The organism is Dysgonomonas sp. 25 (assembly GCF_010501075.1).
In the GTDB taxonomy this organism is placed as follows: domain Bacteria; phylum Bacteroidota; class Bacteroidia; order Bacteroidales; family Dysgonomonadaceae; genus Dysgonomonas.
This window is the reverse complement of sequence record NZ_QVMN01000006.1, coordinates 230969-253430: the sequence shown is the minus strand read 5'-3', so window position 1 is coordinate 253430 and position 22462 is coordinate 230969. Positions and strand designations below refer to the sequence as shown.

The 22462-nt window shown below is 44.0% G+C and carries 15 protein-coding genes; 11 read left to right on the top strand and 4 right to left on the bottom strand.

All coding sequences use genetic code 11. The annotated features are described in order from the left end of the window. Window positions 1-65: 65 nt before the first annotated feature. The 3 genes from D0T66_RS11225 (at window position 66) to D0T66_RS11215 (ending at window position 5052) form a co-directional block, all read left to right on the top strand. Window positions 66-2066, top strand: coding sequence for an FISUMP domain-containing protein (locus tag D0T66_RS11225; protein ID WP_163357375.1), 2001 nt, complete (start codon window positions 66-68; stop codon window positions 2064-2066). Window positions 2067-2254: 188 nt separating this feature from the next. Next, window positions 2255-3634, top strand: coding sequence for an MATE family efflux transporter (locus D0T66_RS11220; protein ID WP_163357374.1), 1380 nt, complete (start codon window positions 2255-2257; stop codon window positions 3632-3634). Beyond that, complete coding sequence (locus tag D0T66_RS11215) at window positions 3631-5052, top strand: TldD/PmbA family protein (RefSeq protein WP_163357373.1); 1422 nt, start codon at window positions 3631-3633, stop codon at window positions 5050-5052. Before D0T66_RS11220 ends, D0T66_RS11215 begins: the two co-directional genes overlap by 4 nt. A 209-nt stretch (window positions 5053-5261) precedes the next feature. Here the strand turns inward: D0T66_RS11215 and D0T66_RS11210 are convergent, their stop codons facing one another. After that, window positions 5262-5852, bottom strand: coding sequence for a hypothetical protein (locus D0T66_RS11210; protein ID WP_163357372.1), 591 nt, complete (start codon window positions 5850-5852; stop codon window positions 5262-5264). 145 nt (window positions 5853-5997) lie between these two features. Between D0T66_RS11210 and D0T66_RS11205 the strand changes: the two genes are divergently transcribed. Together D0T66_RS11205 and D0T66_RS11200 are read left to right on the top strand one after the other, a co-directional pair. After that, entirely contained in the window at window positions 5998-6486 is a 489-nt protein-coding gene (locus D0T66_RS11205; protein WP_163357371.1) for a GtrA family protein, read from the top strand. 178 nt (window positions 6487-6664) lie between these two features. After that, complete coding sequence (locus tag D0T66_RS11200; protein WP_163357370.1) at window positions 6665-7822, top strand: hypothetical protein; 1158 nt, start codon at window positions 6665-6667, stop codon at window positions 7820-7822. A gap of 456 nt (window positions 7823-8278) precedes the next feature. Here D0T66_RS11200 and D0T66_RS11195 read toward each other — a convergent pair whose 3' ends face one another. Beyond that, window positions 8279-9544 carry an FISUMP domain-containing protein gene (locus D0T66_RS11195; protein WP_163357369.1) on the bottom strand — a complete coding sequence of 422 codons (1266 nt, stop codon included), beginning with the start codon at window positions 9542-9544 and terminating at the stop codon, window positions 8279-8281. A 1252-nt stretch (window positions 9545-10796) separates the two neighbouring features. On the opposite strand from D0T66_RS11195, the gene D0T66_RS11190 reads away from it, so the two are divergent. The 5 genes from D0T66_RS11190 to D0T66_RS11170 all read left to right on the top strand — a co-directional run bounded on the left by D0T66_RS11190 (window position 10797) and on the right by D0T66_RS11170 (window position 16849). Continuing rightward, complete coding sequence (locus tag D0T66_RS11190; RefSeq protein ID WP_163357368.1) at window positions 10797-11615, top strand: enoyl-ACP reductase; 819 nt, start codon at window positions 10797-10799, stop codon at window positions 11613-11615. A 105-nt stretch (window positions 11616-11720) separates the two neighbouring features. Beyond that, window positions 11721-12329, top strand: a complete 609-nt coding sequence (locus D0T66_RS11185) for an L-threonylcarbamoyladenylate synthase (RefSeq protein WP_163357367.1) — start codon at window positions 11721-11723, stop codon at window positions 12327-12329. Between the two features lie 78 nt (window positions 12330-12407). Beyond that, window positions 12408-13856: a S41 family peptidase gene (locus tag D0T66_RS11180; RefSeq protein WP_163357366.1), complete on the top strand. Its 1449-nt coding sequence runs from the start codon at window positions 12408-12410 to the stop codon at window positions 13854-13856. A 25-nt stretch (window positions 13857-13881) separates the two neighbouring features. Next, a complete protein-coding gene (gene thrA, locus D0T66_RS11175) occupies window positions 13882-16323 on the top strand; it encodes a bifunctional aspartate kinase/homoserine dehydrogenase I (RefSeq protein WP_163357365.1) in 2442 nt (813 codons plus the stop codon). Window positions 16324-16336: 13 nt separating this feature from the next. Then, the gene (locus D0T66_RS11170; RefSeq protein ID WP_255489810.1) at window positions 16337-16849 is read left to right on the top strand and encodes a TlpA disulfide reductase family protein; all 513 of its coding nucleotides are present in this window, start codon (window positions 16337-16339) and stop codon (window positions 16847-16849) included. A 22-nt stretch (window positions 16850-16871) separates the two neighbouring features. On the opposite strand, the gene D0T66_RS11165 is transcribed toward D0T66_RS11170, so the two are convergent. Further along, the gene (locus tag D0T66_RS11165; protein ID WP_163357363.1) at window positions 16872-18455 is read right to left on the bottom strand and encodes a glycoside hydrolase family 43 protein; all 1584 of its coding nucleotides are present in this window, start codon (window positions 18453-18455) and stop codon (window positions 16872-16874) included. A gap of 215 nt (window positions 18456-18670) precedes the next feature. On the opposite strand from D0T66_RS11165, the gene D0T66_RS11160 reads away from it, so the two are divergent. Beyond that, entirely contained in the window at window positions 18671-19882 is a 1212-nt protein-coding gene (locus D0T66_RS11160) for a cofactor-independent phosphoglycerate mutase (protein WP_163357362.1), read from the top strand. A 469-nt stretch (window positions 19883-20351) separates the two neighbouring features. On the opposite strand, the gene D0T66_RS11155 is transcribed toward D0T66_RS11160, so the two are convergent. Next, a complete protein-coding gene (locus D0T66_RS11155) occupies window positions 20352-22292 on the bottom strand; it encodes an FISUMP domain-containing protein (protein WP_163357361.1) in 1941 nt (646 codons plus the stop codon). Window positions 22293-22462 lie beyond the last annotated feature (170 nt).

Genomic DNA, 22462 nt, shown 5'->3' with positions numbered 1-22462 from the left:
CACAGAAAAATAACAATCAATACACATTTTCCCTGCATATATTGGGGATATTAAAAATAACAACAATGAACACAAGAACAATCTTGACACGGGCTATCCTACTCATGGCCTTAGTAATCGGGGCAATCAGCCTGAACGGACAGGTAACCATCGGTAGCGGGCAAACGCCAAATCCGGGAGCATTACTCGATCTGAAGCAGGATGGGACAACCACCAAGGGCTTGAAACTCCCCGTCGTTTCGTTGAGCGATCCCGACAATCTTTTCCCCATGTTCACCGATGATGGTAGCAATGGCTACGTGGAAGGAACAAAAGCCACAGAAGATCCTTTGCACGCAGGATTGACAGTATATAATACGACTTACTGCGACGGACAATTTGCCAAAGGCATGTATGTGTGGTCGGGGAATAGTTGGGAACAAATTACAGATAATCCTGTCTATTCTGCGGCTTATATGTCTTTTACAACGGATACGCTCCATCTTCCCAGCGGGATGGATGCCCGCACATCGGCTGCTTCAACCCTTCCTTTCACTTGGGATGCGGCTACGCATGTCGATTGGTCCACAAGGGTGAATACAATAGGCGGAGGTTTGCTATTTTCGCAAGCCTACGCACACATGACGCCAGCTTCTCAGACATGGGCTACCAGCCCTTCTGTTTTGTCTGTCTATCCCGATGATATGACCAGTGCGCTGGTAACACCTGCCAATCCGTGGCGTACACGGGAGTCGAAAACAACTATTACGGCCTACTCCGTCGATTGTCCTCCAACAACAAAAGAACTTGTTCTTAATCAGACCAATTATGCCTTAAAAGTTAATAATTCGTTTAATAATACAGCGTTTATTTATACCGGAATAGCCGGAACTGAAAACATCAATGTTCAAGGTAATGCTGCATGGAAAACAACTATTACCCAAACCTTATCCGGAGCTGCTGTAGTACCTGCTACCGGCGGTAAAAATCTGAGAAACAATAACAATAGTACAACTGTTTCTGTTTATTCTCCTACTGCAACCAGCAAATATAATGTAGCAGATATTACTTTTAGCGACACGGAATCTACTAAACGATTCAACGATATTACAGTATCAGTCCTGAACTGTAGCAGTACAGCTTCTGAACCGACTATTGAGGGATGGGCTAAAATTATAGGATTCACTCAACCCGAAATAGATGCAGTAACGGATGCACAAGCCGGTTCTTCTGCTCTCAAAAACGGTTACCAGCTACACCGCGACCAGAATGGTAATTTGTTCATATCCGGTAGTTTTGGGGCAACAGCCGGACGTTGGATGCTGCATAATGTTAGAGCAACATCTTATGCCGCTACCGGACGTACTGATGGAACAACTGTTGTTTCACCCAATGTGATCGACGTTAACTTTCTTACATCCTATTCAGCCCTTCGTATGGCTTTTCCGGGAGGAACAAATGGGAGTACCCCTGCCGAGCGAGCTGCTGACGACACTTATTATAAGCAATCCGAACGGATAGGACGTGTCTATAACTGGGCTGCTGCTACTATGGGAAAAGGAGGGATCGATGGCCTGCTTCCTTTTGCTGAGGGAGAAACCGATACAGATCCCAATCATGCGAAAGTACAAGGTATCTGTCCTAATGGGTGGCATCTGCCAAGCGATGTGGAATGGACCGAATTAGAACAGGAAATCAGTGACAATACGAGCCTTTATAGTGGTTTGGTCGACGATGGCACCGCCATTACTCCTGGAGTCCTGGGCCTGCGTGGCTCTACTCATGGGCAGGGAATGAAAGATGTTTGCAATGTACCGGGTTATACCACTCTCTCGAATGGGAAGTCTAACATTCTCTCATCATCAGCTATTGGTGGATTTGGTGTAATGTGTACAGGCTCTAACCATAGTGGCGGCGGTGAAAGTATGTATGGAACCAATTCTTATTTCTTTTCTTCCAGTGGAACCACCAGTGGTGCAATCACTTCTTCTGTATATGTACGCAGGTTTCAACCTGGTACTGGCCAAGTAGAACGTAGTACTATGGGTAGGGTGTGGTTTGCTGCTGCCCGCTGCAAGAAAGACTGACACACAATTATCAAAATACAAGCCTCCGAAAATAATAATCGGGGGCTTTCTTATTTGTTAAACTTTGTTGACAGCAGCAAAGATAATTGCCGAACATTCTCTTATCACAGAATAGATTGCTACCTTTGTGCACTTTTTTGGCAAAGCACCGATGGGAGGCCTCTCCTTAACTTTTATCAACCGAAAGAATGTCGAAAACCGCTAACATAGAGGAATTAAAGAACAAGAAGATCAGCAGTTTGCTGGGACAATATGCCCTTCCTGCCATTGTAGGCACGATGGTCAATGCCTTATACAATATTATCGACCGCGTATATATCGGTCACACCGACGGATTGGGCGACCATGCCATCGGCGGATTGGGTATTTCATTGCCTATTATGGCCATTACCGCTGCCGTGGGCATGCTTGTTGGTGCCGGCTCGGCGAGCCGTATATCCATCTATCTGGGGAAAGGCGACAAAGAGACTGCCGAAAAAATTATCGGGACATCCTTTTTCCTTACGCTTCTGCTCTCGGCCATCGTATATCCTACGCTCTTCATCTTTCTCGAACCTATTCTCTGGAAGGTAGGCGCAACCGAAGAAACCTTCCCCTATGCTTATGAATTTATGAGCTATTTATTAATGGGGAACGTGTTTGTTACTGTTTGCTTCAACTTCAACAGCATGATGCGGGCATCGGGCTACCCTTCCAAAGCGATGTATACCATGCTTATTACGGTAGTCGCCAATATCATTCTGGCACCCATTTTCCTTTTCGTCTTCAAAATGGGGATTAAAGGGGCAGCCATTGCTACGGTAATCTCCATGTTTATAGGTGTTTGTTTCGTGATGCACCACTTTATGAACCGTAACAGCATGTTGCGCCTGCGCCTGAAATATATAAAACCATATCCCCTCATTATCTGGGCGATTATCAGCATTGGGCTGTCACCGTTTCTTATACAATTGGCATCGTCGGTTGTTGTATTTTTCATCAATAACAGGTTAAGAGATTACGGCGGTAATGTTGCGATAGAAGCCTTTGCTATAGCCAATACGCTGGTTATGATTATCGTCATGATTCTCGTCGGGCTGACACAGGGCATGCAGCCGATTGTAGGCTACAACTACGGTGCAGGAAATTATCCGCGCGTAAAGGAAACACTAAACTATACGATCAAGGTTGGTGTCATAATAGGCACCATCGGCATGGTGCTATCTATGCTGATTCCGCAGATATTCGTCAGTCCGTTTAACCCGTCGCCACCTCTTGCTGCCGCTGCCGAAAAGGCATTACGCTATGTGACTATTCTGCTTCCGCTGGCAGGCTTCCAGATTGTGGTGACAAACTTCTTTCAGTGTATCGGACAGGCAGGGAAGTCTATATTCCTCAGCCTTACGCGCCAAATCCTGTTCCTGATACCGGCGCTGATGATATTGCCTCCTATATTCGGGCTGGAAGGCGTATGGCTATCCCTCCCGACAGCCGATTTTCTGGCGACACTATTAACAGCGGTTTTGTTTATAATGCAGCTTCGCTATTTCAAGAAAATGGAAGGACAACAAAATCTTTTGCAACGATGATAGATAACATACACGATATATTGAACCACTTTGCAGTAAGCAAGGAGAATCTCCGGCAAGTCGTAGCCGAAGCAATGAACAAGGGAGGCGATTATGCCGACCTCTTTTTCGAGCATACAACGAGCAACAATATCTCGCTACGCGACGGCGAAGTGAACCGTGCAGCATCCTCCATCGATTATGGAGTCGGGGTAAGGGTGGTAGCAGGCGATCAGGTAGGATATGCCTATGTCGAAAACACCGATCTGCCAAGCATGCTCAAAGCGGCACGCACGGCAGCCAATATTGCCACTGCTGCCAAAGAGATGCCCAATATACAGGTAAATGAAGCCAGCTATCCGAACCATTACCCGGTGAAAAGGGAATGGCTGGATATTTCGATAGGCGACAAAAAGGATTTTGTCCAGCGGCTGAACGATCGGATTTTCGAACTCGATCCGAAAGTTATAAAAGTGATTATCAGCCTCAGCGATTCTACTTCTTATATTCTCTTTTTCAATTCGGAAGGGCTGTTGACATGGGATTATCGACCGATGTGTGTGATGTATGCCATGTGTACGATGGAGCAGAACGGAAAAATAGAGAGCGGGCAATCGTCGCGGGCATACCGCAAAGGCTTCGAGTTCCTGTCCGATGAGTTGATAGAGACACTGGCACAGGAAGCCGTTTCGCAGACATCGCTGATGTTCGAAGCGATACGCCCCAAAGGTGGCGAAATGCCTGTGGTGATGGGTGCCGGCAAATCGGGAATCCTGTTGCACGAGGCTATCGGCCATGCTTTCGAGGCGGATTTTAACAGAAAGGATGTTTCTATTTTCTCCGATCAATTGGGGAAGAAAATCTGTTCACCGATGATCAATGTGGTAGACGATGGAACAATAGAGCATGCGCGGGGTTCGATCAATTTCGACGACGAAGGCATCGAAAGCCAAAAGACTTATATTGTAAAAGACGGAATTTTAGAAAGTTATCTACACGACCGCATCAGTGCCCGCCACTACAATGTAGCCCCTACGGGCAACGGTCGCCGGCAATCGTTCCGCTATGCTCCCGTACCGCGTATGCGCGTGACGTATATGGAAGCGGGAAATATGGATGAGGCGGATATAATCTCTTCCGTTGAAAAGGGCATTTTTGTCGACAATTTCACTAACGGACAAGTACAAATCGGGGCGGGAGATTTCACTTTCTTTGTCAAGACAGGCTATTTGATCGAGAAAGGGAAACTGACACAACCCATCAAAGATATCAACATTATCGGCAACGGCCCGAAAGCCTTAGCCGACATCACAATGGTAGGAAATAACCTTGCCATAGACGAGGGTGCATGGACATGCGGCAAAGACGGACAAGGCGTTCCTGTGGGACAGGGGCTTCCTTCGGTATTAGTCAGCAGCCTGACAGTGGGAGGAGAGTAATTTCTCTAAACTATCTGTTAATTTATCTACCGATTTATACGATTGTTCTACACCGTCAATGGTAATTTTAAATATTTTTTCTTGACCCATAATTCTATAATTTTTATATTTATAGAATATAGATAATTGTAAAACGAAAAAATGAGTTTCTTAACATCCTATTGTAAGAAAAACTCATTTTATTTAGCTACGAGCAAATCAAAATATTATCAATCGGATAGCTTAATATATAGAGGCCTCACTTGTTGCATATCCTTATACCAATATTCTTTTGCGCTAGCCTCCATATTTTTTTTCAACTTTTTCCATGCTTCTTTCTTCACTTTTGCAACATTCTCCTTAATTTCTTTAGAATTTTCCTCTCCAGTTTTTAAAAGAGGTAGCTTGATGGTGTATTCACCAGAGTCTTTTCCAATTTTTAAGTTATTCATAAAATCCTGCTTGTTAACCACATAATAGTATGCATACGCTGTATAGTAGAGCCAATAACGATCCGGCTCTTTAGTTATATAAGAACCACTGATGTAGTATCTATCTTCCCATTTTTCTTCTCTTGACGATATTTCATACACGATAAATACAAGAAATTCTTCGTTATCTACTTTCATTATTCTCAGTTCATCTACATGCTCGTAAAAATCAATATTAGAACTAATAAAAGAGATTGTCATTTTTGAAGGTAGACCTTCATCAATCCGGCTAAGTGGCTTAGAAAGTTTCACTTTCACTTTTTTCTGTGCAAAACCGCCGACAGAGCAAACAAAAAGTAAGCCAATAAGGATACAAAATATCTTTCTCATAATCATTGCCTTTTAGTGTTCTTCTAAAGATAAGACTATTTATTCAACGAATAGTTTAAACGCACAAGCGTATTTTCTTCGGTTTTCGTTTGACCTCCTAAGATTTATTTATACATTTGTTTGGGATTTACCTTATATACACAGAATGTTCGATAGACTGAGAGTTTTATTACGGCGAAAAGCCGTCAGAGAATTGATAAAGTACGGTATTGTTGGGGGCATTGGGCTTGTTGTCGATATGGGTGCTTATTTTCTCTTGGTAAAACAATTCGAAGTTCACTATCCTATTTCGTCATTTGTCATCGAGCTTTTCGGAGCCGATAAATCGCCGCGAATGATGGATATTCTGATTTCAAGTATAATAGGGCAATCGCTGGGTGTTATAAATAATTTTATCCTAAACAGTATATTCACATTTAAAGTTACAGATAAAAAAATCCGAAGGTTCTTTTCATTTGCAGGGATTGCAGCTATCGGGATGGTCATTAGTTCTTTCTTACTTACGATTTTTATCGAGGGATTGGGATTATCCGAAATGCTGGCAAAAGGATTGGCAATTATTATTGTTGCCATGATACAATTCCTGATAAATAAACATGTGACTTTCAAGCAGAAAGAACAGATCACTCAATAAAAGCATTACTACCGGCGAAAAAAAATGCTTTTTAATTGAACAAAACGAACAACCCGGTTGTTTATAATTGCCTGGGATGGAAGAGACAAAACTATATAGCCTTTGCGTTAATTAGTAAGCCTTAATATCTATCATAAATAGAGCAAATGAAATCTATAATCGGATAGGAGAAGACAATATGTTGCGATTGAATTTGAAGGGCTACAACTATATGCCTACATTGATCTTGCTCCCCTTTCTGGAATATATAATACTACACAAGATAGGGGTACAAGTTCAGTTTTCTTTGTTTGCCGTACTATTCACTTCACTCATTGCTGAAGCAGTGAATCAGTATGCGTTCAAAAACCGGTTTGTATCGGTTATTTTGAGTTTGGCAATAGTTGACTCGCTGATTGTTCTCCTGTTCTGGCTCTTTCTCCACAATTATATTATCAACGAAAACATTTACCAGGTACTCTACGAGCTCGTGATTATTGTCTCCACGCTGGTATTGCGGATGGCAAGCCCTGTAATCAGGACTTATTACAGGAGAAAAACCGAATTATTCCAGAAACATTCCCTATCCACCTTCTTCAGTACCGGATTCCTCGTCAAATTTACACTCTCCATCCACATTGCACTTATCCTCATCTACAAATACCTCCTTTCGGACGGAATAATAACCAATGTCTTCTTCTGGGATTTCTTCCTGTTCACCTCCTTACCGATAATAGCCACCATAGGAATTGCGATCTATGAAGTAGTGAAAATCAACCTCCTCAACAAGAACCTGAATACCGAAACATGGCTACCTATCCTCAGCGAGAAAGGAGACGTAATAGGGCGCATCGCACAATCGATATCCCTCGAAAACGGAAACAAATACATGCATCCGGTGGTTAGGTTAGCCCTCATCTGCGGCGAAAAGGTTTTCTTACAACAGCGCAAAGCGAATGACGCCGTCAGCCCTCACAAATACGACTATCCACTCGAGAAATATGTGTATTATGGCCATACGGTCGAAGAAGCCAGCGAAACGATTCTACACAGGGTTCTCGGGAAATTAGCAAAGAAGCCCAAAAAGAAATTTATCCTCAAATATGTGTTCGAAAATGAGCAGACAAAGCGTATGGTCTTCCTCTATTCGGTGCAGGTAGAGAGCGAAAACCAAATAGTCCGTTCGAGGGAATTATATGGTAAATTCTGGACAATCAGCCAGATAGAAGAAGCCTTTGCCGATGAAATATTAAGCGAAAACTTCGAACTCGAATTTGAATATCTCAAAAATATGGTTCTTCTCGAATCTCAAAACACCGATGAAATGCTATTTGCCGGCACTACAGGGCCTATCTGAAAAAGATTTTATAGCATTTGGCTCTAACCAAAGAATTCTCAAATTCTACACCACGTCCACCAAACGTTTCTTTACAAGACTGATATGCTGTCAAGTTCTGTCAAAAACCTACTTCACTGATAATCAACCGAAATTTAGTTAAAACTTGACACTCTTGACATATTTGACGCGATACAGCATTTTTTGTCTTGTCATTTTTTTATTACTTAACCACAGAGGACACGAAGTTTTTACACAGAGGTCACAAAGTAAAAGAACGGTTCTGTCATGCTGAGCCTTTGGCGAAGCATCTCACCCCGACTATGAACAGCACAAGACGCAACGAGACCCCTCGTGTTTGCTCGGGATGACAATCTATATGTCAACTTGTTTACTCGTCTACTTGTCAACTTTTCTTATATAGATAAAGTTTCTTGTAACTTGTAACTGCCCGAAGGGCGAAGTAACTGACTGACACTAATCCTTCTTGCAGCGGACACTATATTGGCTGTTGCGACCGTAGACCTTTCGGGTTACTCGTGCATCGATATTGCTGATGCTTCTACTCCACGCACTATTACTGTATCGGCTACTAGATGACCAGTAATGGGCGGAATGACCGTAGCTGCAAGAGAGGCTGTTGAGGCTGAATCCTGCAAGGAAAACGTTGAATCCACCTTGTGAAGCAGGAAGACTTTTGCCATTAGTAGCAATAATAACATAACGGGGGAGTTCACATTCTGAGAGCATAGCAAAACCATGACCTTTAGCATAAGAACCGCGCGCATCATTGGCAGGAGGAACAGTACCCGTTTCCCAGTTCAATGTATTATTATCTTGCCAGGTAGTTGGAGTAGAAATATCCGTAGAAGTATATTGGCTATAAGCCTCTTTGTTGTTGTATATTGCCCGTTCCAGTTCGTTCCATTCCCTGTCGGTAGGGAGGTGCCATCCGGCAGGACAAATACCCCGGATGCCTACGGCATCAGCTTCGTTTGCATCCCCCTGCCCTTCTTGCGGATTACTCGTGGTGGTGCGGCCATTAACAGCGGCAGACCAGTTGTATAAGATGCCTGTACGAGATTCCCAGTCTGCTTGGGCTTGAGTAGCGTTGTAGGTTTCAGTTGAATTACTTATTCCTTTCCATGGGTAACTCCAGTATTTGGCAATATAAGGAGAAGAACCATCGGCTGCCGTATGTGTAAAACCGGTAAAACCGGCATCGGTGTTGTTGGGAATATAGCGCAGGTTTTCGAGCATCCACTCTCCTGCACTGACCTTGACTGCCCCGTTCATATAATAAAACTCGCGATATAGATAAGTATTTCCATCACGGCTATCAACCATCGAGTGAACATCGGCAGATGTTGACAGTTTGGCTAATCCCAGATACTGCCACTCTGTGCCGTCGAAGACATAAAGCCCCTTGTAAATGCGCTCGCTGGCACAATGATTGCTCTCTTTAGTGTTATACACCACCAATGCCGTATGATCCGCTAATACCCAGTTGCCCGTTCCGCCAATGGATGCCGACAGATCGGCAGGAGTAGTCGGTTTCAGCTTGGTCAGTTCTACCCGTGGCAGGTTCAATCCATGTGTGGTAGTTGCGCCTTCCGTGAGGTCTAATAATGCGCCTGCACGAGGCTTCTCTCCCGAGCCGATTGTAACCTGCCCATGCAGGGCGGTTGTTGTCAATGTTAAGGCTATAATCGTGATAGCCTGTGTTAAAGTTTTCTGTTTCATAATAAAAAATAATTAGTGAATATGATAATGAGATAATGTGCTGATATATAGCTTTTAGCCGTTAGCTGATAGCCATTAGCTTTGTCATTGACTACACTTCGTTCTGTCAAATTGAAAATCGGCGGAGCCAACAACTGTTTCCGATACGGAGCGAGGGATCTCTTTCGGTTTTTGTGTAGGGGCAGACCTGTGTGTCTGCCCGATATATCGGTTTGCGGGCGCACACATACATGCATATTCTTTTTAATTGCCTCCACTTTTAAGTGGAGGTCTCGAAGGGTTAGTTCAAAAATGGCTTTAGCCAAATATCTGTTGACTAAGGTCATCCCTTGAAAGATGCAATTATATCCACGCCATAAAAGGTGTGGCAACATTAGACTGTTATCTGTTGACTGATAGCTGTTAACTTTGTCATCCCGAGCGAAAGCGAGGGATCTCGTTATCGTTTTGTAGGGGGCAAACATCGTTCGGCGAAGCGCAGGCGAGCCAATAAACATTGCCCCGTATATGTCGGATATTGCGGGCGAAAGATGTTTCGCCCTTACATGGATTTCATTATTGACTGTTAACTGCTCGCTGTTAACTGAAAAATCCCGCTCCTCCTCACGGAGAAGACGGGATGGAATGGGGGTTTTACCCCTGACATTAACACAAGCATTCGGGCACCCCCTCCCTGCCTCCCCCACAAGGGGAGGAGATAGGAAAAGAGTATATATTTTTACTCCCCCTCTGTTGGAGGGGGACGGGNCTGACATTAACACAAGCATTCGGGCACCCCCTCCCTACCTCCCCCACAAGGGGAGGAGATAGGAAAAGAGTATATATTTTTACTCCCCCTCTGTTGGAGGGGGACGGGGGGAGGTGACTCCTTTTTCTGAAAAAACCTCTAAAACCTTGGATTAATCCGAAATATTGACTATATTTCGTGTGTGTGTGTGTGTGTGTGCACGTGAGAAGCTGAATATATCATATTTATATACAATATATTAACAATTAAAATACATATATTAGCATTATTCTCTCGCACGACATATGTGTTATAGATACTACAAAGGAAAGCATTTTTTCTCAGAAATACAATCTTCTTTATTATTTAAACATGACAAAATAAAAAATACCATCAGCTACTTCTCACACCTTCGTCGCAACATTTTCGGCTAAGAATGGATAGATATTGCACAATTTTCGTATTTTTGTGCCAATATCTTATTCGTTAATAAATTTGATTTTAGTATAAATTAAACAAATAACCATGAGTAATAACTTATTAAAAGGTAAAAGAGGTATCATTTTCGGAGCATTGAACGACAAGTCTATTGCTTGGAAAGTGGCTGAGAAAGCTGTTGAGCAAGGTGCAACTATTACCCTTTCCAATACAGCGATGGCTCTTCGTATGGGCGAAATCAACAAACTGAGCGAAAAGCTGAATGCAGAAGTAATAGCAGCCGATGCTACTAACGTAGAGGAACTGACAGAAGTATTCAGAAAATCGATGGAAGTATTGGGCGGAAAAATCGATTTCGTGCTTCACTCTATCGGTATGTCGCCTAACGTTCGCAAAGGACGTGCCTACGACGACCTCGATTACGGATTCTTTGATAAAACATTAGACATTTCGGCTATCTCATTCCACAAAATGATGCAAGCCGCCAAAAAAATCGACGCCATTGCCGATGGAGGTTCTATCCTTGCATTGACGCATATTGCCGCACAACGTACCTTCACAGGTTATAACGACATGGCAGATGCCAAATCACTGCTCGAATCTATCGGACGCAGCTTCGGATATGTATACGGCCGCGACAAAGGTGTACGTGTGAATACCATCTCGCAATCGCCTACACTGACAACTGCCGGACAAGGTATCGGCGGAATGGACGCTTTCTTCGATTTCGCTGAAAAAATGTCTCCACTCGGAAATGCTAACGCCGACGAGTGTGCCGACTACTGTGTAGTGATGTTCTCTGACCTCACCCGCAAGGTGACGATGCAGAACTTGTTCCACGACGGAGGATTCTCCAATATGGGACTTACGCAGGCGGTTGTCGAAGATTATATCGAAAAGAAATAAACGACAGATAACAATCATCAGGCAGCCCGTAAGTAACTTTATGGGCTGCTTTTGTTTATAGATACTTATAAATCATTATCTTTGAGACTATAACAATAATCGCATATGCTCATAAAACTATATAACGAAAATCCCAATTCGCGCGAAATAGACAAAATCGTCAACATCCTGCGCGATGGCGGATTGATTGTTTACCCCACCGATACGGTATATGCTATGGGCTGCGATGCTTTGAACGTACGCGCCGTAGAGGAAATTTGCAGGATGAAAGGCATCAATCCGGCAAAGAACAACCTGTCCATTATCTGTTACGATTTGAGCAATATCAGCGAGTATGCCAAGGTAGACAACACCACCTTCAAACTGATGAAGAAAAACCTGCCCGGGCCTTTCACCTTCATTCTGAATACAACATCGAGCCTGCCTAAAATATACAAAAACAAGAAAACAGTCGGCATCCGCGTGCCGGATAACAATATCATCCGCGAAATAGTCCGTGCATTGGGCAACCCTGTCCTCACGACCTCTATCAAGGATGACGACGAAGTAGTGGAATATACCACCGACCCCGAATTAATTTACGAGAAATACCAGAAAACGGTCGACCTCGTTATCGACGGGGGATACGGAGGAGTAGAAGGCTCCACCGTTGTAGACTGTACGGCCGACGAACCGGAAATAATCCGCCAAGGAAAAGGCGAGTTACTATATTAATCGTTATATTTGCATTTTGCCCTTAAATTAAAGCTGTTTTGCAGCAATAGATAATATATCAACCAAAATATCGAAATTATGAAAGTAAAAAACCTGATATTCCTTTCAATTATCTTCACAGCATTGGCTTTCACTGCCTGTGGTGATAGCGATGATGATAAAAAACCGACACCTCCTGTAGACACAGATGAAGTATTCAACAATAAATGGATATATGAACGGATGTCCGAAGTATATTTGTGGAATGACCAATTAACATCTTCTCCTAACTATGATAAGGATCCTGAAGCATTTTTTTATGGGCTTCTATATAAATATGCCGGAAAAAATACACCGGCAGACGGAGACCGTTTTTCATGGATCGAGGCGGATGAATCGAAACAAAAAGCTACAATGGGAGAAAATGATTTAGGTTTTGAATATATCCCCGCATACATAACATCCGATCTGACAAGGATAGGATTTTTTGTACTCTACACGAAACCCAATACCGATGCTGATGGTAAGCTCAAAAGAGGACATATTATCTATAAAGTGAACGGAGAATTTATAACAGGGACTAATTTTAACACTATTCTGAATAACAAAAGTTCGTTTACATTCTCTGCTATTGACATGGCAACTTCAGCTTCGTCTGATATAACCGTCTCCATTACTCCTAACTATGCAGAAAATCCTGTATTTATAAGCAAAGTAGTTTATCAATCCGGGGGACATAAGGTAGGCTACCTGATGTATAACCAATTCAAAAGAGGAGAAGGAAACGGATACGAATATGATGTTGCTTTGGCTAATGCTCTAAAAGGACTTAAGTCGCAGAATATAACCGATCTCGTATTGGATCTTCGCTACAATCCGGGCGGATATGTTACCTCTGCCGTCAATCTGGCAAGCGCCTTAGTTCCTGCCGGTAATGAATCTGCTATTTTTGCTATCAACGAATACAATCCTACCTATCAGACGTCTTTGATTGCAGATCATGGGGCTGAAAACATTCTGTATGACAGGTTTGTTTCCAAAGTCTATAAAACAAATGAATCTATCCCGAAGATGAATCTGGGACGGGTATATATCATTGCAACAGAAAACTCGGCATCGGCAAGTGAGTTGATAATAAACGGGCTGAAACCTTACACTACCGTAAAACAAATCGGAACAACCACCAGAGGTAAGGACAAAGGTTCTATCACAGAAGAATCAACTGATAGCCGTATAAAATGGAAATTGCAACCGCTTGTTGTAAGAATAAAAAATGCGCAGGGAGAAGGGAACTATATCAATGGAATCAGCCCTGATCCAGCGCTAACCATCGATGAGTGGGATTATACTTTTGGCGAATTGGGTAATCCGGCGACAGAACCTCTTCTGGCAAAAGCTATCGAAGACATAACAGGTACAGTCCCTGCCGGAAGAATAGCACAAAAATCAACGCTTTCTTTCACCCCTATAAAAGGTGTTAAGATTAGCCAGAAAACAGGCAGAGAACAAATGATTGTAGATCTTGAGAAGTTCGACGCTCCAAAATAAGTAAAATATAAAATTCAAATCCTTGATGAAAGTAATGAAATTTGGCGGTGCCTCTATGGGCACCGCAAGTGATATACTGAACGTGAAACAGATAATCGCTTCGGCAGAAAAAGCGAACGTAATTGTTATTTCAGCTTTCAAAGGGGTCACGGACATGCTGCTGAGTACATCGCTACTGGCAGCAGAAGGGAATAAGAGGTACGAAGATGAGTTCTTCCGTATCCTCCGCCTGCACAACGAAATTGTCGATAGTCTCGGCTTTGATTCGCACATTAAACAGCAGGTTAGCAACGATATCGACATTCTGCTCGAAGAATTACGCAATATCTTCAAAGGCGTTTTTCTTATCAACGACTTATCGTCCAAAACCTCCGATAAAATCGTTAGTTATGGCGAACGGCTGTCGGCTATCATCATGGGATATCTCTTCCCCGATTACGAGCTGCTGGATGCTGTGAAGCTTATCAAGACGAACCCATCTTTCAACAAACACGTCCCCAATATAGAGCTTAGTTCGGAACTTATCCGCCAGGCTTACGGACAATCGGATAAGAAAGTGATTGTTTCGGGCTTTATAGCCAGTTGCGTCGAAAGTGGCGAAATAACCAATCTCGGACGTGGAGGAAGCGACTACACTGCCGCTATTTTTGCCTCGGCGCTCAAAGCTTCGTTGTTGGAAATGTGGACGAATGTAGACGGCTTTATGTCTGCCGATCCGCAGATTATCAACAATGTACACGTGATAGAACATCTTACTTTCACCGAAGCCACCGAGTTATGCAACTTCGGGGCGAAGATTATCTATCCGCCTACATTATTCCCTGTTTACCATAAGAATATCCCGATACGCATACGCAATACATTCAATCCTTGCGCGCCGGGGACGTACATATCGCACGAAGAAGATCCCAACAAAGGAAAAGCCTTGATAAAAGGTATTTCTTCGATTAACGATACCTGCCTCATCACCGTACTCGGATTGGGTATGGTAGGCGTCATCGGGGTTAACTACCGCATATTCCGCACATTGGCGGAGAATGGCATCAGTGTGTTTTTGGTATCACAAGCCTCGTCGGAGAACAGTACCTCTATCGGGGTACGTTCGGCAGATGCCGAGCTTGCCGTGAAAGTGCTGGAAGAAGAATTTGCCGATGAAATCGAGATGGGTAGCATCAACCGCGTACAGCTCGAGACGGAACTGGCAACGGTTGCCATTGTCGGCGAGAATATGAAATATACGCCCGGCATTGCCGGACGCTTGTTCGAGACGCTGGGCAAGAGCGGCATCAGCGTAATAGCCTGTGCACAAGGGGCATCGGAGGTGAATATATCCTTTGTTATCCGCAATAAGTATTTGCGCAAAGCGCTGAACTCGATACACGATTCGTTCTTCCTGTCGGAATATAAAGCCTTGAATATCTTTATCACAGGCATCGGGACAGTCGGCAGCGACCTGATAAAGCAAATCAAACGCCAGCAGCCAAAGCTGAAAGAGCAATATTCGCTCAAACTGAATGTCGTAGGCATTGCCCGCGGTAAAAAGGCATTATTCTGCCGCGAAGGGTTGGATCTGGATAATTACAAAAATGACCTCGAAAATAAAGGCATCCCAAGTTCGCCCGAAATCCTGCGGGATAATATCATCGGCATGAATATCTTTAATGCTGTTTTTGTCGATTGCACGGCAAGCGAAGGCATTGCGGGTATCTATCAGGATTTGTTATCGCATAACATTTCGGTGGTGACTGCCAATAAAATAGCAGCTTCCTCATCTTTCGAACGGTATGCCAAACTGAAAAATACAGCCCGCGAGCGGAATATCAAATTCCTTTTCGAAACGAACGTAGGGGCAGGCTTGCCGATTATCAATACAATGAACTCGTTGATTAATTCGGGCGATAAAATCGTGAAATTAGAGGCCGTCCTTTCAGGGACGCTCAACTTTATATTCAATACCCTCAGCAAAGAGGTGACATTCAGCGAAGCCATCCGCCAAGCGAAGGAGAAGGGCTATGCCGAACCCGATCCGCGCGTCGACCTGAGTGGCACGGATGTTATCCGCAAATTAGTCATTCTGACGCGTGAAGCAGGCTATCCTGTCGAGCAATCGGATGTGAAAAAGAACCTCTTTATCCCGCAAAAATACTTCGACGGAACACTGGAGGAATTCTGGAAAACCATCGATGAAATGGATGCAGAATTCGAAGCAAGGCGCGAAAAACTGGAGAAAGAACACAAACACCTCCGCTTTGTTGCCAAATACGAGAATGGCGAATGCGAAGTAGGTTTGCAGGAGGTGGGACAAAATCATCCGTTCTACGACCTCGAGGGTAGCAACAATATCATCCAGATAACGACCGAGCGATATAACGAATTCCCGATGATAATCAAAGGCTACGGAGCCGGAGCAACTGTAACGGCCGCCGGCGTTTTTGCCGATATTATCAGTATTGCGAATGTGAGATAAACCAATTATGAAAATGAGAAAACCAATATTCTTATTATTGCTGACCGCTTTCTCTATCTGCCTGTCAGCCCAAACCGACATAGTGAAAAAAGGCGATAAAATGCCTTTTTTCGAATTAGAATCCTATGCAAATGGTAATATAAGTTCTTCACAATTAGACAATAAAGTAACACTGATTGTTATATTTGCTACTTGGTGTCCACCTTGCCAGCAAGAATTAGGTGCATTGCAACAAGCCATCGACAAGCAGAAAATCCGTTTTGGAAAAGATAATTCCGATTTGGCAATACTTGTTGTCGGACGCGAACATAATGAAGAAGAACTCATTGCATATAAAGAAAAGAAAGGTTTTACTTTTCCCATATATCCTGATCCCAATAGAGAATTTACAGCCAAATTCGCAACACAAAGCATACCCCGCGCCTATTTATTTGACAAGAATGGGAAAATCGTTTATACTTCAGTTGGCTATGATGAGAAAGAATTTCAGCAACTCGTCAATACCATTGATAAGCTGCTGAAATAAAAAGACCTCTTATTAAAATAACCTATTCCTTCGTTTCGTAATCGAACCAGTCGTAATAAGCTTTCGCCTTGCTCGGCTTTCCGTTGGATGAGGCGTACAAACCTATCATCACACCGGTGAATCCTCCTGCCACTTCGGTGCTGAGGTAGCGCGTATCCATCTCTCCCAAAACGGTGTATTTCCCGTTTGGCGAATCGGCAACATAGAATTTGTATTGCATCGGCGTACCTTCTATTTTGAGTTTTAGCGCCTTTCCATCGACAGTCTTTTCGGCGACAATATAGGAGATGGAACCGATGCGCACGCGCAATTGCACAACAGATTTCCCATTGATTTTCTTCGTCAGCAAATCGTAATGATGCGTATTACTCTGGATAAGCGTCATGCCTGCTTCTTCATGCTCCTTCGACGATTCGAATGCCAGTTGTGTCTCTGCCCTAAAATCGTGCTGTGTCTGACGGCGGCCGACAAAAGACACCGGTTTTGTCTCATCCAGCGTATAAGGCGATGCCTGCATGCGCAGACTGCCCTTTCTTTCTGTCAATGAATAATTATCGCGTGCCGGATTACGCAGGTATTGCCACTCCAAGCCCAGTTTCTCTGTATCGAATTCTGTCCGTACAGGCTCTTTTTCGAAAGGGTGCAACGGAAGCGTCGGTACATTCATTTCGAGCGAAACCGTTCCGTTACCATTCACTTGCGGCCACCCGCCCGCAGGCCAGTCTACCGGAGCAAGGAAGGTCTCACGCCCCAATACATGATAGTAAGACCATTGATGCGTGACACGGAATCCTAAAAATACCGCCCACCACGAACCGTCTGCCGCCTGCACAAAGTCGGCATGCCCTACACCTTGTATTTGATTGGACTGCCCCGCCCTGTTGCAATGCGTCAGAATAGGATTTAGAGGACAAGACTCATAAGGCCCATATATATGTTTACTCCGACCGATGGTGGCGCTGTGAGCATATTCCGTTCCGCCTTCTCCGAGCAAGAGGTAATAATAACCGTCTTTCTTGTAGATATGCGGAGCTTCGGGGAAACGTCCGCCTATTCCGCCCCAAACAAGCCTTTCAACACCGATTACCTTTCCTGTTTCGATGTCTATCTCCGTTACGCGGATACCCTCGTTCCCTTGGGTAACAAAATACGTTTTTCCGTCTTCGTCCCAGAAGATATCGGGATCGATACTGTCTATATCCACCCAGACAGGCTCACTCCACGGGCCCGCCGGATCGGTAGCGGTACAATAGAAATTGCCACCCGCCGACACATTCGTACAGATCACATAGAACAATCCGTCGTGATAGCGTAACGATGGAGCAAACAACCCTCCCGATGACGGAACGTCCTGCAACGGCAATTGGCTGTCACGGGTAAGGCAATGCCCTATCTGCCGCCAATTGACAAGATCCTTACTATGATAAATCGGCAAGCCGGGAAAATATTCGAAAGAAGAGGTGACAAGATAATAGTCATCGCCTACACGGCATATACTGGGATCGGGATTGAATCCGGGGATTACCGGGTTCTTATATCCGTTTTGGGCTTCTAACCCGATAGAGCATGCAATCAAGCAAATAATGAGAAGACATTTGAGTTTCATAAGTAAAACATATTTATGATTTAAGATTGAGCAAAGGTATCATTTCGTACCCACAGTTATCTGTCCGAATGTTATCATTAGGGGGCTTTATTGTTTCTTACACAATAGAAATCCGATCCTTATTCCTTTTTGATATCGCATATAATTCTTATCTTTACAAATTGATAAGTAAACCAGTCAAAACAAAGACAAATTGCACTAATAACAGGATACAAATGAAAACAATCATCATATTGGCAGACGGAGCTGCCGACGAACCAATTGCCGCATTAGGCAACAAAACCCCTTTGCAGGCAGCAAAGAAACCCTATATAGACATGTTAGCCGCCAAAGGCAAAAGCGGCGAACTGGATACTATCCCCGAAGGATTCAAACCCGGTAGCGAAATAGCCAACCTCTCGGTGATGGGCTACGATGTACCGAAAGTATTCGAAGGGCGCGGATCGCTCGAGGCCGCCAGTATGGGCGTCGATATCCTGCCCGGTGAAATGGCTATGCGTTGCAACCTGATTTGTATCGAGGACGGTAAGATCAAGAACCATTCGGCAGGTCATATTTCGAGCGAGGAGGCAGAGGTGTTAATCAACTACCTGGATGAGCAACTAAACGACGGAAAGGTCAGCTTTTATCCGGGTGTTTCCTATCGCCACCTGTTGAAGCTGAAAGGCGGGAACAAGGATTTGGATTGTACGCCTCCGCACGATGTGCCGGGAACGGATTTTCATGATGTGCTTATCTCAGCTAAGACACCCGAAGCGCAAAAGACGGCCGATTATCTGAACAACCTGATACTGAAATCGCAGGAGCTATTGCAGAATCATCCTATCAACCAGAAGCGGATTGCCGAAGGAAAGGATCCCGCCAACAGCATCTGGCCTTGGTCGCCCGGTTATCGCCCGAAGATGCAGACACTGGAGGAAATATACGGCATCAAGAGCGGCTCGGTTATTTCGGCGGTCGACCTCATTATGGGTATCGGGGTATATGCCGGATTGAAAGTTATCCACGTAGAGGGTGCTACGGGATTGTACGACACCAACTACGAAGGCAAAGCCGAAGCAGCCATAGAAGCATTGAAGCAGGACGATTTCGTCTACCTGCATATCGAAGCGAGCGACGAAGCGGGACACGACGGCGACTACGCACTGAAGACCAAGACGATCGAATACCTCGATGCGCGCGTGGTAAAGACCATCTATGAAGCGACAAAGGATTGGGACGAACCGGTAACAATCGCTATCCTACCCGACCACCCGACTCCTTGTGCCCTGCGCACACATACAAATAGGCCTGTCCCGTTCCTTATCTACCGCTCAAACGGTGAGGCGGACAGTGTGCAATCTTACGATGAATTCGCATCCCCTAAGGGTGCATATGGCCTTATCAAGGGGCAGGAATTTATGCAGGTGCTGATGAGTGGGAAGTAAAAGCCCGCCAAAGGCACAAAGCGTTTCTTTACAGGACTGATATAGCTGTCAAATTCTGTCAAAATATTAATCCACTGATAATCAATCGAAATTTAGTTAAAACTTGACACTCTTGACAATTAACATTGACTCACCTTCGTTCGTCGAACGTTGTTTCGAGGAGCGTAGGCGACTCAAATATTACGCGATACAGCATTTTTTTGTCTTGTCATTTTTTCTTTTTAACCACAGAGATTCACGGAGTCTTTCACAGAGTACCACGAAGTAAAATAACGATTCTATCTTGCTGAGCCTTTGGCGAAACATCCCAACCCGAGGATGAACAGCACAAAGCGCAGCGAGCTCCCTCGCATTCGCCCGGGATGACAATCTATATGTCAACTTGTTTACTCGTCTACTTGTCAACTTTTCTTATATCGATAAAGTTTCTTGTAACTCGTAACCGCCCGAAGGGCGAAGTAACTGGTTATTAATCTTTCTTGCAGCGGACGGAAGATGATGCATTAGCATACGGTCCATTCTTAGTAACACGAACAGAATAACCTGTAACTTGCCGAGCCCATGCAACGGTTTGATATGTAGCCATCTGAACACTACTAGTCCAAAAATAGCCACTCCTGCCAAAGTCGCCATTTGTAGTAGTTGTAGGGTAGTACTGGCCAGCAAATAAAAAACTGAACCCTCCTTGAGAGAAAGCTTTAGAAGTTCCATTGTTGTGGTTCGAGAAGTTTTCGCAAGGATCTTTCATGGCTGCCCCATGAGGAGTATCCCGCGAAAGGCTACCTGCATTATACGGTATATCTGACAGTCCTGAATTATCAATATCAGTTGTAATATTAGCATATTTAGTTGTATTGCGTATTATCTCATTCTCCAATATAGTCCATTCGCGATCAGATGGTAAATGCCATCCGGAAGGACAAATACCTTGAACTTTAGTATGATTTGTACCTTCTTCTTCTATGTTAAGGACTAATCCTGTAGAGCCTCCTTTGCCAGCTGTTGCAGCATCCCAGGTGTAAAGATAACCCAAGAATTGGTTTGCATCATGTTCTGTGCTTGTATCATAAGTGGTTGCGCTTGGATAACACCAATATGCACCACTAGATGAACCAAAAATACCTCTGGATGGACCAGTTAAAGTTCGACCAGCACTATGAGTGATTCCATCATAATTCGTAGCTGTTAGGTTAGTTACCATCCAACGTCCGGCTCCGCCGAAATCTGCTGAATAAAACTCTTTGTACACTCCCGCTTTTTCCTGATGATGCACTACCTTTGTTCCCCAACTGGAGTGTCCGGTTGTTGTTTGGGATGGAGTTGCTGATATAGTTACCACACTCAAGTCATGAGTACCTTGACACTGTATTGCTTCTACAATAAGATCTTTAGCTCGGTTATGCACATCTTTAAAAGTAACAATTGCTGTTTTATATTTTGTACCTGTTCCACCTGCAGCACCAGTATAGTCAAAGATATTGGTATCATAGCCTGTTACAGGCCTTGTCACACCTTTTGTCGCAGTTGTATAACCTGAAAATATTTCGCTTACGGAAGACGCACTCCCTGGAACCACTGTAGCCTTCCAAGCAGCATTACCTCGAATGCTAAAAGTAGAAGGAGAAGAGTCTATAATCCGTATAGAAGACAAAATGGGATAAAATGCATAATTAGTTTGATTTAATATGAGTTCTTTAGTTGTTGGAGGACAATCAACAGAGTAAGCCGTAATGGTAGTCATTGATTGGCGCGTACGCCATGGATAATATTCTGTCACTAGTGAACTGGTCATATCATCGGGATAAACTGACAAAACAGAAGGGCTGGTTGCCCATGTCTGAGAGGCAGGTGTCATGTGTGCGTAAGCTTGTGTAAACACTAATCCCCCAGCAACAGCATTTCTCAGTGTTGACCAATCGGCGTGTGTTCCTCTATCCCATGTGAAATTGAATGTCTGGGCAGCCGATGCTCGGGCATCCATCCCGCTGGGAAGATGGAGCGTGTCACCTGTAAAATATAACCCTGCAGCAAAATGAACTTCATTATCTGTAATTTGCTCCCAGCTATCTCCTGTCCATACATATAATCCTTTAGCAAATTGTCCGTCGCAATATTTGGAGTTATACACCATCAGTCCCGCATGCAAAGCATCCTCGGTGGCTTTTGTTCCTTCCACATAGCCGTTGCTGCCATCATCGGTAAACATGGGGAAAAGATTGTCGGGATCACTTAACGAAACGATGGGGAGTTTCAAGCCCTTGGTGGTTGTCCCATCCTGCTTCAGATCGAGTAATGCTCCCGGATTTGCCGTTTGCCCACTACCGATGGTTACCTGTCCGTTCAGGCTGATTGCCCCGATTACTAAGGCCACGAGTAGGATAGCCCGTGTCAAGATTGTTCTTGTGTTCATTGTTGTTATTTTTAATATTCCCCAATATGCAGGGAAAATGTGTATTGATTGTTGTTTTTCTGTGTTAGTGTTTTTTTTAAATATACGAAAGTGCAAAGAAACGTATTTTTTGTTAGAAATGCAACTATCCGTTCTTTCTTATCAATAAAAATAGGGGTTTCTGCGGCAAT

Excerpts from the sequence above, each read along its gene's own strand:
- D0T66_RS11220 (WP_163357374.1), top strand. The coding sequence starts at position 2,255 with ATGTCGAAAACCGCTAACATAGAGGAATTAAAGAACAAGAAGATCAGC.
- D0T66_RS11190 (WP_163357368.1), top strand. The coding sequence starts at position 10,797 with ATGAGTAATAACTTATTAAAAGGTAAAAGAGGTATCATTTTCGGAGCA.
- D0T66_RS11205 (WP_163357371.1), top strand. The coding sequence starts at position 5,998 with ATGTTCGATAGACTGAGAGTTTTATTACGGCGAAAAGCCGTCAGAGAA.
- D0T66_RS11215 (WP_163357373.1), top strand. The coding sequence starts at position 3,631 with ATGATAGATAACATACACGATATATTGAACCACTTTGCAGTAAGCAAG.
- D0T66_RS11170 (WP_255489810.1), top strand. The coding sequence starts at position 16,337 with ATGAGAAAACCAATATTCTTATTATTGCTGACCGCTTTCTCTATCTGC.
- D0T66_RS11225 (WP_163357375.1), top strand. The coding sequence starts at position 66 with ATGAACACAAGAACAATCTTGACACGGGCTATCCTACTCATGGCCTTA.
- D0T66_RS11185 (WP_163357367.1), top strand. The coding sequence starts at position 11,721 with ATGCTCATAAAACTATATAACGAAAATCCCAATTCGCGCGAAATAGAC.
- thrA (WP_163357365.1), top strand. The coding sequence starts at position 13,882 with ATGAAAGTAATGAAATTTGGCGGTGCCTCTATGGGCACCGCAAGTGAT.
- D0T66_RS11210 (WP_163357372.1), bottom strand. The coding sequence starts at position 5,852 with ATGAGAAAGATATTTTGTATCCTTATTGGCTTACTTTTTGTTTGCTCT.
- D0T66_RS11160 (WP_163357362.1), top strand. The coding sequence starts at position 18,671 with ATGAAAACAATCATCATATTGGCAGACGGAGCTGCCGACGAACCAATT.
- D0T66_RS11155 (WP_163357361.1), bottom strand. The coding sequence starts at position 22,292 with ATGAACACAAGAACAATCTTGACACGGGCTATCCTACTCGTGGCCTTA.
- D0T66_RS11165 (WP_163357363.1), bottom strand. The coding sequence starts at position 18,455 with ATGAAACTCAAATGTCTTCTCATTATTTGCTTGATTGCATGCTCTATC.
- D0T66_RS11200 (WP_163357370.1), top strand. The coding sequence starts at position 6,665 with ATGTTGCGATTGAATTTGAAGGGCTACAACTATATGCCTACATTGATC.
- D0T66_RS11195 (WP_163357369.1), bottom strand. The coding sequence starts at position 9,544 with ATGAAACAGAAAACTTTAACACAGGCTATCACGATTATAGCCTTAACA.
- D0T66_RS11180 (WP_163357366.1), top strand. The coding sequence starts at position 12,408 with ATGAAAGTAAAAAACCTGATATTCCTTTCAATTATCTTCACAGCATTG.